This window comes from Bradyrhizobium japonicum USDA 6 (assembly GCF_000284375.1).
GTDB lineage: Bacteria > Pseudomonadota > Alphaproteobacteria > Rhizobiales > Xanthobacteraceae > Bradyrhizobium > Bradyrhizobium japonicum.
Genome location: NC_017249.1, coordinates 3,023,809 through 3,039,010 on the forward strand (window position 1 = coordinate 3,023,809; position 15,202 = coordinate 3,039,010).

Consider the following 15,202-nt stretch of genomic DNA (forward strand, 5'->3'; position numbering starts at 1 on the left):
ATCGTCCGGCTTGACCGGACGATCCAGCACGCCGCGGCAGATATGGAAATCCCGACGCTGGCGATTACTGGATCGCCCCGCCTTCGCGGGGCATGACAAGAAAGAATAGAGGGGACGACAATGAACCAGCCCGCATCCGCCTACTTCATCGAAGACCGCCACGATCCCAACGAGACGCATACGCTCTCGGTGCTCGTGCAGAACGAGCCGGGCGTGCTCGCGCGCGTCATCGGGCTGTTCTCCGGACGCGGCTACAACATCGAGAGTCTCACCGTCTCGGAGACCGAGAGCCAGAAGCATCTGTCGCGCATCACCATCGTCACCACGGGCACGCCGATGGTGATCGAGCAGATCAAGCACCAGCTCGATCGCATGATCCCGGTCTATCGCGTCGTCGACATGACCCTGACCAAGCGTTCGATCGAGCGCGAGCTTGCGATGGTGAAGGTGCGCGGGCAAGGCGAGCATCGTGTCGAGGCGCTGCGGTTGGCAGATGCGTTCCGCGCCCGCGTGATCGATGCCACCACCGAGAGCTTTGTGTTCGAGATCACAGGCAATACGGACAAGATCAACCAGTTTATCGACCTGATGCGCCCGCTCGGCCTTGTCGAGGTGTCGCGCACCGGCGTTGCCGCGATCGGCCGCGGGCCTGAAGGGATGTGAGCCATGCTGGCGCGCGACTGGTACTACAACGAGCGCAACCGGATGGGGATCGAGCCGGCGGTGGCTTCGATCTACGACGCCCATGACGATGCCGATCTGCGGGCGCGCGCCGCGCTGAAAATGCTCGGGGTGCAGCGCGGCTGGCGCATCGCGGATATCGGTTGCGGCAACGGCGTGCTCGCCACCGAAGCGGCGCTGATGGGTGCCGAGGTGGACGCCATCGACATCTCGCCGGCGATGCTGGCGCTCGCCGAGATCTACGCCCGCGACCGCAAGGCGCCGGTGCGCACGCAGTCGGCCGGCTTGCTCAGCTTCGCCTACCGCCCGGAATCCTACGATCTGATCGTCAGCGAGTTCACGCTGCATCATCTGCCGGATTTCTGGAAGGCGGTGGCGATGTCGCGGATCTACCGTGCACTGAAGCCGGGCGCGAGCTTCTATCTGCGCGACATCGTCTACGCCTCGATGCCCGACGCCATCGAGCGCGACGTCGAGCAATGGGCCGATTTCCATATCAAGAACCACGATTTTTCGCGCGAAAGCGTCGTCACGCACATGCGCGACGAATATTCCACCTTCGGCTGGGTGATGGAACGGATGCTGACCGATGTCGGCTTCACGCTGGTCTCGGTCGACTACCACGCGCCCATGCACGGCACTTATCTGCTGCGGAAACCGAAAGCCGGCGAGCAAGGCTAGAACAGAACAACAAACAGGGCTGCACGACAAAGCAGAACCGAGAACAACAATGAAGCCGGCCGATATCCTCATCGCCATTCTGGTGGCGGTCATCTGGGGGCTTGCCTTCGTGGCGAGCCGCATCGCGCTCGACGAATTTTCGCCGGAGCTGATGACGGCGATGCGCTTCACCATTGCCGCGGTGCCGTGCCTGTTCATTCCCAAGCCGAAGATCGCCTGGTCGCTGCTGATCGCGATCAGCTTCACGCTGTTCCTCGGCCAGTTCCTGAGCCAGGCCTATGGCATCGCCCACGGTGTGCCGGTGGGGTTGACCTCTGTCGTCGTGCAGAGCCAGGCGCTGTTCACCATCGGCTTTGCCGCGATCGCATTCGGCGAGCGGCCGACGCCGGTGCAGACGCTTGGCATCGTCGTCGCCGCAGTCGGCCTGCTCATGATCTGCGGCACTGTCGGTTATGATTTCAGCGTTGGCGCCTTCGCGGTGCTGATGATCGCCCCGATTTGTTTTGCCGTCGGCAATCTCCTGCTGCGCGGCGCCCGTGGCGCGCCGATGTTCGACCTGTTCGCATGGCTCTGCCTCACCGCCGCCGTGCCGCTGTTCGCGCTGGCGCTGGTCGTCAACGGGCCGGCGCCGACCTTCCAGTCGCTGGTCCATATGTCGCCGACTGGCCTCGGCTGCCTGCTGGCGATCGGCGCCATCTCGACCAGCATCGCCTATTGGCTGTGGGGCCGGCTGCTGCGTGATTATCCAGCCGCTCAAGTGGTGCCGTTCGCGCTGCTGGTGCCGTTCGTCGGCTCGGCTGCTTCCAGCATCGTGTTTGGCGAGAAGTTCGGCCCGTTGCGGCTGGCCGGGATGCTGACGGTCATCGGCGGCATCGCGGTGATGGTGCTGGCGAGACGCCCGCAGCCGCTGCCGAAGACCGTGTGAGGTGAGCATGTCCCAGTCGCTGCTCTATGCCTTCATCATCTTCGCCCTCGTGATGTTCTTCACGCCGGGGCCGAACAACATCATGCTGCTGTCGTCGGGACTGACTTACGGCTTCCGCCGCACCATCCCACATATCGCCGGCATCACGATCGGCTTCGCCTTCATGGTCGGCGCCGTCGGCCTCGGGCTCGGCACGGTGTTTCTGGCCTATCCGATCCTCCAGACCATCCTGAAATATGCCGGCGCCGCCTACCTGATTTACCTCGCCGCGGTGATCGCCTTCTCGGGGCCGGCCAAGCCGGGCGAGGAGGACGGCCGTGGCCCGATGACTTTCTGGGGCGCGGCGATGTTCCAGTGGATCAACGCCAAGGGCTGGGTGATCGTGATCGGCACCATCACCGCCTATGCGGCGATCGCCCAATTCCCCCTGAACATCGCGATCCAGACCCTGATCAGCCTGCTCGTCGGCACGGTCTCGACGGTGGTCTGGGCCCTGTTCGGCACTGCACTACGACCGGTACTGACCTCGGAGCGGCTGGTCCGCGCCTTCAATATCGTGATGGCGCTCCTGCTGCTCGCCTCCCTCTACCCCGTTTTCACGGATGCATGATGTCGCGGATTTCCATGCAGAAACGGGTTTCCCTAGGGGCTGAAAATGCTCTAGACAGCCCCCGAAATCCGCAAATTTCACCCTTCGGACACTGACTATCGGCCGCTTCTGGCCCTGAACGAGGAAACGACTATGCGTGTTTATTACGATCGCGACGCCGACCTGAACCTGATCAAGGGCAAGAAGGTCGCCATCGTCGGCTATGGCAGCCAGGGCCACGCCCATGCGCTCAACCTCAAGGACTCCGGCGTCAAGGAAGTCGCCATTGCTCTGCGCAAGGATTCGGGCTCGGTCAAGAAGGCGGAAGCCGCCGGCTTCAAGGTGATGGAAGTCGCCGAAGCCGCCAAATGGGCCGACCTCGTCATGATGCTGACCCCGGACGAGCTCCAGGGCGACATCTACCGCGAGCACCTGCACGACAACATGAAGAAGGGCGCTGCCCTCGTGTTCGCGCACGGCCTCAACGTCCACTTCAACCTGCTCGACCCGCGCGCCGACCTCGATGTGCTGATGATCGCGCCGAAGGGTCCCGGCCACACCGTGCGCTCCGAGTATCAGCGCGGCGGCGGTGTGCCCTGCCTGATCGCGATCGCCAAGGACGTCTCGGGCAATGCCCATGACCTCGGCCTCTCCTACGCCTCCGCCGTCGGCGGCGGCCGTGCCGGCATCATCGAGACCACCTTCAAGGAAGAGTGCGAGACCGACCTGTTCGGCGAGCAGGTCGTGCTTTGCGGCGGCCTGGTCGAGCTGATCAAGGGCGGCTACGAGACCCTGGTCGAAGCCGGTTACGCCCCGGAGATGGCCTATTTCGAGTGCCTGCACGAAGTGAAGCTGATCGTCGACCTGATCTATGAAGGCGGCATCGCCAACATGAACTACTCGATCTCCAACACCGCGGAGTACGGCGAGTACGTCACCGGTCCGCGCATCGTCACCGCGGAGACCAAGGCCGAGATGAAGCGCGTTCTCGCCGACATCCAGGGCGGCAAGTTCGCCCGCGACTGGATGCTCGAGAACAAGGTCAACCAGACCTCGTTCAAGGCGACCCGCGCCAAGCTCGCCGCGCATCCGATCGAGGAAGTCGGCGCGAAACTGCGCGACATGATGCCCTGGATCAAGAAGGGCGCGCTGGTCGACAAGAGCAAGAACTGACGGCTGCACCGTCATTCCGGGTTCGCGACTTCGTCGCGCCCCGGAATGACGCGCGAAGCACAAGCTTCGCGCGCCGAACCAAATCTTAAACCTTCTCGACTACATCGGAGCGAGATCGCGAACGGCGGTCTCGCTCCTTCATCTCGCGCGAAGCATTGCTGCTTCATTCAAATTCTTCGCGAGCTGACGTGTCCTCTGAGCACGAAGAACTGACGCCTAAACCACATTCTTGGGCTCGCGTCGTTTCAGAACTTTTCCAGAAGCTCGCGATCGCCAAAAGCCCAGCGTCTTCAAGATCGAGGATTCGGATCTTCATCTGCATCTTCAGGGCGCAATCAATCTCATGTCGCGAAGTTCGCGCGCCGCTTCATCCTAAGAATCGACACCCGCGACGTCCGTTTGAACATTGGGCGGCATTGCGTTGACACATCCTTCTCTCCATGATCGCGGGAACTTGAAGGGGAGGGGTCTATGCGATCTGTCGTCGTCACCGGCGCGTCCACCGGCATCGGCTGGGCCATTGCGAAATTTCTGATCGGGCGCGGCTACCGCGTCTTCGGCAGCGTCCGCAAGCAGGCCGACGCCGACCGGCTCAGGGGTGAGTTCGGCGCGAACTTTACGCCGCTCCTGTTCGACGTTACCGACGAGGCCGCCGTGCTCGCTGCTGCGCGCCAGGTTCGCGAGGCGCTGGGCGGCGAGACGCTGGCGGGGCTCGTCAACAATGCCGGCGTTGCGGTCGCGGGGCCGGTCCTGGAATTGTCGGCTGATGATTTCCGCCGCCAGATGGACATCAACGTCATCGGCCCGGTCATCGCGACGCAAGCCTTCGGGCCGCTGCTCGGCGCGGACCCATCGCTGAAGGGGCCGAAGGGGCGGATCGTGATGATCAGCTCCGTCGCCGGCAAGAACGGCAATCCGCTGTCGGCGCCCTACTGCACCTCCAAGCACGCCGTCGAAGGCCTGTCGGAGAGCCTGCGGCGCGAGCTGATGCTGTTCGGGATCGACGTCATCATCGTCGCCCCGGGCGCAGTGAAGACGCCGATCTGGAGCAAGGCCGAAGAGATCGATCTCTCCGTCTACCAGAACTCGCCCTATCTGCCGGCGCTGAACAAGGTCATGGCGTTCATGATGGACCTCGGTGCGAAGGGTCTGCCGGCCGAGCGGATCGCCGAAATCGTGTTCGAGGCGCTGACCGCCGCGAGCCCCAGGGTGCGCTACCAGATCACGCCTGACCCGCTGCGCCATCTGATCGGCGCATTGCTGCCGAAACGGACCGTCGATGGCATCATCGCCAAGCGCCTGGGGTTCCTGCCGCAGGGCTGATCGACGTTCAGCTCGCTTCGGCCGTCCGTCGTCGGGGTTTGGGGGCCATCGCGGTCAGCCGCAGCGCCATCACGGCGAGCAATGGAATGAGGAAGGCGGCATAGAGCGGCATCGCCGGCACGCGCTTGCCGAACGACACCATGAACTGGAACCAGAGATAGTAGCCGCCCGTGAGGTGCAGCACGCGCCAGGCCTGCGGACCGAGCAGCGCGGCGGTACGGTCAAACGAGGTCGCGCTCATGGCGATGATGAATGCATAGCCGATGCCGCCGAAGATGTAGGAGGCGGCCGAAGTCGCCTCCGCAAAGCCGGCCGGGTCCATTTTGGCGAAGGCAACGATCGCGCCTGCGTGGATGGCGTGGGAGGCCGCAAAGCTCAAGCCCAGATAGCGACGGTTGCGGCGCTGCCAGCGGGTCCAGGCGTTCGGCCACAGCCGGGCGAGCGCCGCTGCATTGAAGGCAAGGCAGAACGGCAGCAGCGAGCTTCGCGCCGTGAAACGGATCACCATCCGCACGCCCTCGACCTCGAACTGCCGCATCGACGCGATCCACAGGCTGAGCGCGATGAGGCTCAGGGAGAGAACGGCGAGCAGCCGCCAGCCCTCGAACCAGTTTTGACGTTGTGACATGCGGTCCCCTCCCCAAATGTAATCATCGATTACATTTCGGGTTGGCGAAATCGTCAACGGTGTAATCGGTGCTTACATTCACGTTGAGGCGATGCTAGGGAGCGCCATGCCCGCCCGACAGCCGTCCAAGCCGCGCACCCGCCGCCAAACGCCGGAAACCCGGCCCTATCATCACGGCGACCTCCGCCGCGTGCTCATCGATGCTGCGTTGCAACTGGCGGCGGAGGGAGCCGAGGTTTCGGTGCGCGAGGCCGCGCGCCGGGCCGCGGTGTCGCCGGGGGCGCCGTTCCGGCACTTCCCCAACCGCGACGCGCTGATGGCGGCGGTGGCCGGGGAGGCGCAGCGGCGCTTTCGTGCCGAGATCGAGGTGGCGCTGGACCAGGCGCCGGCCACCGACCCGCTCGGCCGATTCCGCGCCTTCGGGCTCGCCTACCTGCGTTGGGCGAGGCGCAACCCCGCGCATTTCGAGATCATCTCCACGGGGCGCTACTTCGCCCATGGCAGCTCAGCGGAGCTGACACGCGACCATGCCGAGCTGATCGCTTTGACCGAACGGATGCTGGCAGACGCGGCGGAGCAGGGCCTGCTGCGGTCGGCCGATCTCAAGCGCATCCAGATCGCCGGCCGCGCCCTGGTGTACGGCTTTGCCCGGATGAATCTCGACGGCCACTTTCCGCGCTGGGGGGTGGAGGAGGGCGAGACCGAGCGGATGGCGGAAGGCGTGATCGACCTCTTCATCGCGGGGATCGCCAAGCCCTAGCCTGGCCAGCGGCTCCGCCCCTCGCTGTGCGGCTCATCGCCGCCCACCGACAATAGGCGAAGGTCGGACCGCCGCGCGCGTTGCCTGTCCTTGACTGTTCCGTTACAGTTTTATGACACGGTGCAGGCTTCCGGCTGCGCCGGATGCCCTTGCCGTCGTTAGGCCGGCCAGACGGCTAGGTATCATTGCGCCGGACCAGCTGTTGCGTGCCGTAATGGCGTCCGCGCCGAATCCAGGTCCTTCTGCCACCACCGCCGTGCTGGCGAGCGTCGCCGCGCTCGGTATCTGGCGGCTGCTCGCGGTTGCCGCGCCGCATCTTGCCGCCCTCGCGCTGATGTACGAGACCGAGACCGATTTCGGTTCGCGCCTCTCCTTCGTGCTCGCCTGGGGCATCCTCAATTTCTTCTGGATCACGCTCTTGCGGCGGCCGGCGCTGTCGGGTGCGCTGTCGCTGACCATGGTCGTCGTGCTGGTGCTGCTGTCGCGGCTCAAGCACGACGTCGTGCAGATGACGGTCAACTTCATCGACCTGATGATGATCGACCGCGACACGGTGGCGTTCCTGTTCACGATCTTTCCGAACCTGCGCTGGTCGGTGATCGGGGCCGGCCTCGTCACGCTGCCGCTGATGTATGCGCTATGGTGGCTCGATCCGTTTCGCATCCGCCGCCTGCCGGCGTTCGCGTCCACGCTCGCCTGTCTTGCCGCGCTGGTCGGCTATTCGCTCTATCATCCGGACGAGGCCTGGCGCGGCTATTATGACGACGGCTATCTCTCGAAATTCTTCCGCTCCGGCGTCAGCGCGGTTTCCGACTTCGCGCAATACGGTTTCATGGAGTCGGCGGCCTCGACCAACGAGCGGCTCATCATGCCGCTGGTGGATGCCTGCCACCCCGCGGGCCGCCGGCCGAACATCATCATGGTCCATGATGAATCGAGCTTCGACATTCGCGCCGCCCAGGGCATCAAGGTGCCGCCGCGCTATGGCGATCATTTCAAGTCCTGGGACGGCAAGCAGCGCACGTTCCTGGCCGAGAGCAATGGCGGGCCGAGCTGGTTCACCGAATACAACGTGCTCGCTGGCCTCTCCTCGCGCTCCTTCGGCCGCTTCGCCTATTTCGTGACGCGCATCGCCTCAAACCGCGTCGAGCGCGGCCTGCCGCTAGCGCTGCGCCGCTGCGGCTATGACACGCTATCGCTCTATCCCGCCTATGGCGGCTTCATGGGCGCGCGCAGCTTTCAGGTGACGACCGGCGTCGAACGCTTCCTCGACTCGAAGGATCTCGGCGCCAAGGACGTCGAGCCCGACTCTTTTTTCTACGACAAGGCGCTCCAGCTGATGGGCCAGCAGCCGCCGAACAAGCCGCTGTTCACCTTCATCTATCTCGGCGCCAATCATTTCCCCTGGGAGACGCGCTTCCGCCCCGATCTGCTGCCGAACTGGCGCGCGCCGGGCAATAATGTGGCGTCCGTCGACGAATATCTGCGCCGGCAGGCGATGAGCGCTGAGCAGTACAGAACGTTTGTGGCGGGGCTGAAGAAGAATTTTCCCGGCGAGCCCTTCTTGATCGTGCGCTACGGCGATCACCAGCCCGAGTTTGCGCCGAACCTCCTCGAGCCCGGGCTCGACGAGGGCGCGCTCGGCAAGAAGCTCGACGCTTACGATCCGCGTCTCTACGCGACCTATTACGCGATCGACGCCATCAATTTCGAGCCGGTGAAGAGCGAGGCCGTGATGGACACGGTCGACGGCCCCTATCTCCCGCTGGTGATTCAGGAGGCCGCCGGCATTCCGCTCGATCCCTCCTTCGCCGAGCAGAAGCAGATCATGCTCCGCTGCAAAGGCATCTTCTACGGCTGCAAGGACGGCGCCGAGGCGCGGCGGCTCAACCGGCTGCTGATCAATGCCGGGATCATCAGGGGGCTGTAGCGCTGATCGCTACGCAGACCCAGATCGCAGGGTGGGCAAAGCGAAGCGTGCCCACCATCCCGTTGCGCGTGTTGAGAGACGGTGGGCACGGCGCTTACGCGCCTTTGCCCACCCTACGAAATCCTGGCCTACCGCTTGCCCACCTTCTCCCAAAGCCACTTCGCCACCGCATCCGGCGATGAATTCGCGTCGTTACCGCTGGCGCGCAAATTGGCCTCGCGCATTGTGGCGATGTCGATCTTGCCAAGCAGCGGCTCGAGCGCGGCCCGTAGTCGCTCATCGCCGGCGCGCTTCGGCGCCAGCAGCAGGATCGCGTCGTAGGGCGGGATCGCGTGCCTGGGATCGTCCAGCACGGCCAGATCGTATTTCGCGATCAGCCCGTCGCTGGTGTAGCCGGCGATCACGTCGACCTCGCCGCTGGCGACGGCCGCATACATGAAATCCGGCTGCATCTGGCGCTGGGCGCGGAACGAGAGGCCATAGGATTTTTGCAGCGCCGCCCATTCGGGGCGCGAGAAGAACTCGTAGTCGCCGGCGATGGACAACGCTGGTGCATGCGCGGCGAGATCGGCGATGGTGCGGATGCCGAGCGCCTCGGCGTGCTTCTTCGGCATCACCAGCGCATAGGCGTTCTCGAAGCCGAGCTCGCCGAGCAGGGTGATGTTGTCTTTCGCGAGCGCTGTCTTGAGCTCCGCCAACAACTCCGCGCGCGGCTTGATGTCGGTGCGGTGCAGCTGGTTGGCCCACAGCGTGCCGGAATAATCGACATAGAGATCGATGTCGCCGGCCTTGAGCGCCTCGAAGATCACGCTGGAGCCGAGACCCGACCGCGCGGTCGCGGAGAGGCCGGCGGCCTGGAGGCGGTCCCTCAGCAGGGCCGACAGCACATATTGCTCGGCGAATGTCTTGGCGCCGACGACATAGCTCTGCGACGAGCGTCCGATCGTCGGCACCAGCGTTGCGAGGACCAGGGCCGCGATCCCGATGCCGCCGAGCGCGGCAGGCAGGCGGCTGCGCTGGCGCAAGCCGCTCTCGATCAGGCCGAGCAGCTGATCGACGGCGAGCGCGAGCAGGGCCGAGGCAAAGCAGCCGAACAGCACGAACACCCAGTTCTGGGTCTGAAGCCCGGCAAAAATGTAATTGCCGAGGCTGGTCTGCCCGATCGGCGTTGACAGGGTCGCCGTGCCGATCACCCACACCGCCGCGGTGCGGATGCCGGCCATCATCACCGGCAGCGCCAGCGGCAGCTCGACCATGATGAGCGACTGCCGCGCGGTCATGCCGACGCCCTTGGCGGCTTCGATCAGCGCGGGATCGATGCCGTTGAGGCCCGTGATGCCGTTGCGCAGCACCGGCAGCATCGAATAGAGCGCGAGCGCCAGCATCGCCGGCAGGAAGCCGAAAGCGGAGAAGGAGATCCCGAACCAGGCGAGCGTCAAGGACGCAGCCAGCAGCAGCAGTGGATAGAACAGCGCGAGCAGAGCCAGCCCGGGCACCGTCTGCACGATGCTTGCGAGCGCGAGCAGGACGGCGCGCGGCGCCGGGCGGTTGCGTGTCAGGATCGCCAGCGGCAGGCTGACGGCGAGGCCGAGCGCGAGCGCGGCGAGGCTGACCCGAACATGGTTGCCGAGATAGTCGGGCAGATGCGACAGCGCCTCGCCCCAGCGCGGATCGGCGAACAGGCTCATGCCGCACCGCTCTGTGGCAATAGCGCGTTCAGCCGCTCGACCTGGCGCCGCGGCGTGCGCAGCAGCTCCAGCACATAGGCGTCGCCGCTCGTCGAGAGTTCCGCGGGCGTGCCCTGCGCCAGCAGCTGTCCGCTGCGCATCACCGCGATGCGGTCGGCGAGCAGGATCGCCTCCGTCATGTCATGGGTGATCATGACCGTGGTCAGGCCGAGCTTGCGATGCAGCTCGCGAAAATCCTCGCCGAGCGCATCGCGGGTGAGGGGATCGAGCGCGCCGAACGGCTCGTCCATCAGCACAATGCGGGGTCGCGCCGCGAGCGCTCGCGCCACCCCGACGCGCTGGCGCTGGCCGCCGGAGAGCGCCTCGGGCAGGCGATCGCGATGCGCGCCACGGTCAAGTTGCACGAGCTCGAGCAGCTGGTCGACCCGCGCGGTGATGTCCGCTGCCGGTGCGCCCAGCAGCCTTGGCGTGATCCCGATATTGTCGGCGACGCTCAGATGCGGAAACAGCCCGCCGCTCTGGAAGACGTAACCGATCCGGCGCCGCAGCGCGACCGGATCGATGGTTTGCACATCCTCGCCCTCGACCGTGATGGTGCCGCCATCGGCCTCGATCAGCCGGTTGGCGAGCCGCAGCAGCGTGGTCTTGCCGGAGCCGGAGCCGCCGACGATGGCCAGAAATTCGCCCTCGGCGATATCGAGCGACACATCGTCGACGGCCTTGAGTGAGCCGAAGTTCTTGCTGACGTGGGAATAGCCAATCATCGGCCTGGAAGGCATTGGGCGGGGCTCACTCTCTTACCCTCCCCTGGAGGGGGAGGGTCGCTTCGCATGTAGCGGAGCGGAGTGCGAAGCGGGGTGGGGTGACCTCTCCACACGGGGACTGCCTCAAAGGAGAGACTGTCACCCCACCCCGTCTCACATTTCGCTGCGCTCATGTAAGCCGACCCTCCCCCTCCAGGGGAGGGTAAGAGCACGGCAGGCCCATGCGTAGCACGCTTGGCGGCTCGATTGAACTTGGCCGCGCGAGCGGCTAAGGCATCGGGCCAAGTTCGGAGGGAACACATGACGACGCCCACGGCAGTGGCGCTGGAAGATGCCAAGGTCGCGTTCCGGCTGGGGGACGACCGGGTCTATACGGCGGTGGAGAAGGCGCATCTTTCGGTCGCGCAGGGCGAGTTCGTCGCCATCGTCGGGCCGACCGGCTGCGGGAAATCGACGCTGCTCAACGTCGCGGCCGGCCTGCTCAAGCCTGCCGCCGGCAGCATCAAGATATTCGACCGGCCGCTCGCGGGGCTGAACCGGGACGCCGGCTACCTGTTCCAGGCCGATGCGCTGTTCCCCTGGAAGACCGCGCTCGACAACGTCGCGATCGGGCTCGAGATCGCGGGCACGCCCCGCGCCGAGGCGCTGCAACGCGCGCAAAAATGGCTGACTTCCGTCGGCCTCGGGGCTTTCGCCAACCGCTATCCGCACATGCTCTCCGGCGGCCAGCGCAAGCGCGTGGCGCTGGCGCAGGTGCTGATCCGCGACCCAAAGATACTCCTGATGGACGAGCCGTTCGGGCCGCTCGATGCGCAGACCCGCCAGGTCATGGGCAATCTGCTGCTCGACCTCTGGAATGCCGACCGCAAGGCCGTGCTGTTCGTGACCCATGATCTCGAAGAGGCGATCGCGCTCGCCGACCGCGTCGTGATCATGTCGGCGGGGCCGTCCTCGCGCATCATCGGCGACTGGCGCGTGAGCTTGCCGCGCCCGCGCGATATTTTCGAGGTGCGGCTGGACAAGGAGTTCCATGCGCTCCACCGCGAGATCTGGAGCGTGCTCAAGGACGAGGTGATGAAGGGCTACGCGCAATCGACCCAAGCGGCGGAGGCGATCTGATGTCACGCGTGACGCTGCTTGCGCTGCAAGTCCTGGTCGCGGTCGTCTGCCTCGTACTGTGGCAGCTCTTTGCGACCGTGCCGGTGTTCGGAAAAATCCTGCTGCCGCCGTTCTTCTTCTCCAACCCGGTCGACGTGTTCAGCCAGATCGTCAAATGGTTCTCGTCCGGCGTGATCTGGAAGCATCTCGGCATCACGTTGACGGAATCGATTCTGGCGTTCGTGATCGGATCGCTCGGCGGCGTGCTGGTCGGCTTCTGGTTCGCGCGCCAGCCATTGGTTGCCGCGGTGTTCGATCCTTACGTCAAGATGGTCAACGCGCTGCCCCGCGTCGTGCTTGCGCCGATCTTCGCGCTGTGGCTGGGCCTCGGCATCTGGTCCAAGGTCGCGCTCGGCGTGACGCTGGTGTTCTTCATCGTGTTCTTCAACGTCTACCAGGGCGTCAAGGAGGTCAGCCGCACCGTGCTCGACAATGGCCGCATGCTCGGCATGAGCGAGCGGCAGTTGATGCAGCACGTCTATTGGCCGTCGGCGCTGTCGTGGATGTTCTCCTCGCTGCACACCTCGGTCGGCTTCGCCGTGGTCGGCGCCGTCGTCGGCGAATATCTGGGATCGGCGGCGGGGCTCGGCTATCTGATCCAGCAGGCCGAAGGCATCTTCGACGTCGCCGGCGTGTTCGCCGGCATGTTCGTGTTGTCGGCCTTCGTCATCCTGATCGACTTCGGGGTGACGCTGGTTGAGCGCAGGCTGCTGGTCTGGCGGCCGACCGTGGACGGGCGGGGATAGGCCGCCTCGTTTGCCTGCTGACGTTTATGTGATTGACCGCCCGGAATAGAACGCGCGGCCATACGTCATACCCCCATGCAACCACCTGCATGGGAGTTCAGGATGCCCCCCTCACAGTTTCGCCGCGCCGTAGCGGTGTTCGCAGGCAGATGCCGATGGCCCAGGCCCGGCCTCGGCACTGCGTTCCTTGCCGCGCGCATTCTGGTCGCGTTCGCATTCCCGCCGCTCGTGTTCGCGCATGAATCCCATCCGGCCGCCCCGCCGGTCGCGGTGAGCACGGAGGAGCGTGCGTTTCTGGAAGAAAACGAAGCGGCGATGACCAAGATGATGAACGACATGGCGGCCAAGCCGACCGGCGACATCGATCGCGACTTCGTCGCAATGATGAGCCCGCATCATCAGGGCGCGATCGACATGGCGGTGATCGAATTGCGCTATGGCAAGAACGAGCAGCTGCGGCGCATCGCCCAGGAAATCATCGTCGACCAGATGCAGGAGATCGCGGCCATGAAGCTCGCGATCGGCGAGCCGGCGACAGACACCACGCCCGCCCCGACCCAGCCGCCCTCAGCTCCCAACACAACCGTTCATCATCATCCGGGCATGCAGATGGATATGTCCACGGGAATGAAGAAGTAGGAGTCGCAGATGACCACGTCACGATGCACGATGATGAAGACCATTTTCCTGGCGGCCACGATGCTTGCGACGGGTTCGGTCGCGTGGGCAGGGCAGGCGCCGGGCGCGCTGTCCGCCCCCGATATTCCGGTGAGCCACCACGACCGCGTCTACGCCGCAGAGCAGTTCTCGAATACCGTCTCGGTCACCGATCCCGTCGACAACAAGCTGCTTGGCGTGATCCGGCTGGGCGACCCGCAGCCCGGCAATTTCAGCCCGCTCTACAAGGGGCAGGTGCTTGTGCATGGCATGGGCTTCTCGCCCGATCACAAGACGCTCGCCGTGGTGTCGATCGGCTCGAATTCGGTGAGTTTCATCGACACCGCGACCAACGCGGTCAAGCATATCACTTACGTCGGACGATCGCCGCACGAGGCGTTCTTCACGCCGGACGGCAAGGAAGTCTGGGTCACGGTTCGCGGCGAGAACTACATCTCCGTCATCGATCCGATCAGCTTCAAGGAGAAGACCCGGATCACGACCCCGAACGGGCCGGGCATGCAGATCTTCTCACCCGACGGCAAATACGGCTACATCTGCTCGTCCTTCAATCCCGAGACCGACGTCGTCGCGGTGGCCGAGCACAAGATCATCGCCACGGTGAAGCAGGAGAGCCCATTCTGTCCGAACATCGCGGCGACGCCGGATGGAAACCAGGTGTGGTTCACGCTGAAGGACGTAGGCCGGACACAGGTGTTCAACGCAAGGCCTCCGTTCAACGCGATCAAGACGATCGATACCGGGCCGATCACCAACCACGTCAACTTCGCGCACACCGCCAAAGGCACGTTCGCCTACGTCACCATCGGCGGCCTGAACGAGGTAAAGGTGTTCCGCACCGACGATTTCTCGCAGGTCGCGACGATCCCGGTCGGCAATCTGCCGCACGGCGTCTGGCCGTCCGGCGACGGCACGCGCATCTATGTGGGGCTGGAGAACGCCGACGCGCTCGCGGCCATCGACACGGCGACCAATAAAGTGGTCGGGAACGTTCCGATCGGCCAGGCGCCGCAGGCGATCGCGTATGTTCCAAATGCCGCGCCTGACCCTGATGACCGCCAGAATTTGCAGGCCCTCGGCGTCGCCGGGCAGGTCGCTCATCTCACGCTTGCGTCGAAGGACGGTGCGAAGGACGGCATGGCGCCGACCAGCGTGTCGCTGTTCGACCAAGGCCTGATTCAGATATTGCAGGCTTCGGTGACGGGACTTCAACCCAAGCAGAAATATGTGCTTGCTCTGGCGGAGCATGGCGACGGCAGTGGCCCGTTGCAGCCATTGGCGGCGTTCATGACCAATCCGGCTGGATCTGCTATCGTCAATGTGGCCGGTCCGATCCGGCAGATCGTCGACCAGTCTGCCGCTGAAGCAAGGCGGTACCTGGTGATTGCGGCTGGCGACGCGGCCATGCCCGGTGAGGCGGTCCAGATCGAGGCGCGATGACGGGCCGTCCGACCTCGGCTAAGGGCAGGTGGAGCGCC

General features: G+C 64.8%; 15 protein-coding genes. 12 read left to right on the top strand and 3 right to left on the bottom strand.

Annotated elements, in window-relative coordinates; translation table 11 throughout:
• The first annotated feature begins 120 nt into the window (after positions 1-120).
• The 6 genes from ilvN (at position 121) to BJ6T_RS14195 (ending at position 5,372) form a co-directional block, all read left to right on the top strand.
• Complete coding sequence (gene ilvN, locus BJ6T_RS14170) at positions 121-663, top strand: acetolactate synthase small subunit (RefSeq protein WP_014493064.1); 543 nt, start codon at positions 121-123, stop codon at positions 661-663.
• 3 nt (positions 664-666) lie between these two features.
• Entirely contained in the window at positions 667-1,362 is a 696-nt protein-coding gene (locus BJ6T_RS14175; RefSeq protein WP_014493065.1) for a class I SAM-dependent methyltransferase, read from the top strand.
• A 49-nt stretch (positions 1,363-1,411) separates the two neighbouring features.
• On the top strand, positions 1,412-2,287 hold the full coding sequence (locus tag BJ6T_RS14180; protein ID WP_014493066.1) for an EamA family transporter: 876 nt from the start codon (positions 1,412-1,414) through the stop codon (positions 2,285-2,287).
• A gap of 7 nt (positions 2,288-2,294) precedes the next feature.
• Positions 2,295-2,897, top strand: a complete 603-nt coding sequence (locus tag BJ6T_RS14185; protein ID WP_014493067.1) for a LysE family translocator — start codon at positions 2,295-2,297, stop codon at positions 2,895-2,897.
• Positions 2,898-3,029: 132 nt separating this feature from the next.
• A complete protein-coding gene (gene ilvC / locus BJ6T_RS14190; protein WP_014493068.1) occupies positions 3,030-4,049 on the top strand; it encodes a ketol-acid reductoisomerase in 1,020 nt (339 codons plus the stop codon).
• 471 nt (positions 4,050-4,520) lie between these two features.
• Positions 4,521-5,372, top strand: a complete 852-nt coding sequence (locus BJ6T_RS14195; protein ID WP_014493069.1) for an SDR family oxidoreductase — start codon at positions 4,521-4,523, stop codon at positions 5,370-5,372.
• A gap of 7 nt (positions 5,373-5,379) precedes the next feature.
• Here the strand turns inward: BJ6T_RS14195 and BJ6T_RS14200 are convergent, their stop codons facing one another.
• Positions 5,380-6,000, bottom strand: coding sequence for a hypothetical protein (locus BJ6T_RS14200; protein WP_014493070.1), 621 nt, complete (start codon positions 5,998-6,000; stop codon positions 5,380-5,382).
• A gap of 106 nt (positions 6,001-6,106) precedes the next feature.
• On the opposite strand from BJ6T_RS14200, the gene BJ6T_RS14205 reads away from it, so the two are divergent.
• Both BJ6T_RS14205 and BJ6T_RS14210 read left to right on the top strand, forming a co-directional pair.
• Positions 6,107-6,760: a TetR/AcrR family transcriptional regulator gene (locus BJ6T_RS14205; protein WP_014493071.1), complete on the top strand. Its 654-nt coding sequence runs from the start codon at positions 6,107-6,109 to the stop codon at positions 6,758-6,760.
• A 214-nt stretch (positions 6,761-6,974) separates the two neighbouring features.
• Positions 6,975-8,690: a sulfatase-like hydrolase/transferase gene (locus tag BJ6T_RS14210; protein WP_014493072.1), complete on the top strand. Its 1,716-nt coding sequence runs from the start codon at positions 6,975-6,977 to the stop codon at positions 8,688-8,690.
• Positions 8,691-8,818: 128 nt separating this feature from the next.
• Here BJ6T_RS14210 and BJ6T_RS14215 read toward each other — a convergent pair whose 3' ends face one another.
• The gene (locus BJ6T_RS14215; RefSeq protein WP_014493073.1) at positions 8,819-10,378 is read right to left on the bottom strand and encodes a glycine betaine ABC transporter substrate-binding protein; all 1,560 of its coding nucleotides are present in this window, start codon (positions 10,376-10,378) and stop codon (positions 8,819-8,821) included.
• Entirely contained in the window at positions 10,375-11,157 is a 783-nt protein-coding gene (locus BJ6T_RS14220) for an ATP-binding cassette domain-containing protein (RefSeq protein ID WP_028170669.1), read from the bottom strand. Before BJ6T_RS14220 ends, BJ6T_RS14215 begins: the two co-directional genes overlap by 4 nt.
• A gap of 285 nt (positions 11,158-11,442) precedes the next feature.
• Between BJ6T_RS14220 and BJ6T_RS14225 the strand changes: the two genes are divergently transcribed.
• From BJ6T_RS14225 to BJ6T_RS14240, 4 genes are all read left to right on the top strand, one after another.
• Entirely contained in the window at positions 11,443-12,261 is an 819-nt protein-coding gene (locus BJ6T_RS14225) for an ABC transporter ATP-binding protein (RefSeq protein ID WP_014493075.1), read from the top strand.
• Positions 12,261-13,046: an ABC transporter permease gene (locus BJ6T_RS14230; RefSeq protein ID WP_014493076.1), complete on the top strand. Its 786-nt coding sequence runs from the start codon at positions 12,261-12,263 to the stop codon at positions 13,044-13,046. The genes BJ6T_RS14225 and BJ6T_RS14230 overlap by 1 nt, the downstream gene beginning before the upstream one ends.
• A gap of 102 nt (positions 13,047-13,148) precedes the next feature.
• Positions 13,149-13,685 carry a DUF305 domain-containing protein gene (locus BJ6T_RS14235; RefSeq protein ID WP_014493077.1) on the top strand — a complete coding sequence of 179 codons (537 nt, stop codon included), beginning with the start codon at positions 13,149-13,151 and terminating at the stop codon, positions 13,683-13,685.
• A gap of 9 nt (positions 13,686-13,694) precedes the next feature.
• Complete coding sequence (locus BJ6T_RS14240) at positions 13,695-15,164, top strand: YncE family protein (RefSeq protein WP_014493078.1); 1,470 nt, start codon at positions 13,695-13,697, stop codon at positions 15,162-15,164.
• The last annotated feature ends 38 nt before the right edge of the window (positions 15,165-15,202 follow it).